Genomic DNA, 990 nt, shown 5'->3' on the forward strand with positions numbered 1-990 from the left:
TCGTTCAATTTCACTTTGAGAGAGGTGATTACGCTAGCACCTTGTCGTCTATTTCTAAGGACGAATACAAGTCCTATCCCGTTATGACCGCAGTTGCTCAAACACAGTTGGGGCTAACACCTTCCTTTACGATCGATCAATTAAAGCAACATTTGAAAACGTCAGATACACCTGACGTGGATCGTCTTCGTATAGCCAACATGCTTTATAACCAAGATGACTGCCGTACTGCGGTACGGTATTTAAAAGGTAAAGCACCGAAACTAAGTCCTTCATTAAAATCTCTTCGGGCTTACTTGCGAGGACAATGCTTCATCGAGTTAGGGAAGAATAATTTTGCTGCTCAGTCGCTTAGTACTGCCTTAGAGGGTGAATTATCCGCAGTGGCTTATTACAACTTAGCGACTGATTATGCCTTTACTAGCCGAAACCCGAAACGTGCATTAGTTTCTCTGCGTGTAGCCAGAGACATGACAAACAATGGCGAAAGCGCAAATGAGCTCACGAATAGAATCAATCTTGGCGCAGGGGCGCTTTATCTCAAGCACGATAAACCAGATATGGCGGTGCGATTTTTTGATGAAATGGATATCGGTTCTGCTTATGCGACACAAGGTCTTTATCTATCAGGTTTAGCGAAGGTAGAGTTGAAAGATTACCGTGCAGCCGTTCAAGTCTGGCAAGCTAATCTGCAACATAATCTTGCTGAACCAGGTGTTGCCGAGTCTTTACTTGCACTTCCAAATGTACAAGCACAATCTGGTTATCAAACCCTAGCATTAGAGTCGTATCTCACCGCGAGTAAATTGCTGCAACAAGAGCGCGCGCAGCTAGCCAAACTAAAGAAGGCCTTAAAAAAATACGGAGCAATTGAAGTATTACTAAGGGAGAGTTCTCGAGAGGACTTGGCTTGGTTTCTAGATAATAGTGGTGTTGGGAATACTATTAAAAATGGTTACCTTCGTTTTCTGTACGACGATGAACCATCCT

1 protein-coding gene is annotated in these 990 nt (G+C 43.4%); it reads left to right on the plus strand.

The genetic code is table 11. The annotated features are described in order from the left end of the window. Positions 1 to 41: 41 nt before the first annotated feature. Positions 42 to 990: hypothetical protein (locus tag A3762_RS00640; protein ID WP_197468901.1), on the plus strand; the 949-nt coding region annotated here is incomplete at its 3' end.

The organism is Oleiphilus sp. HI0125 (assembly GCF_001635355.1).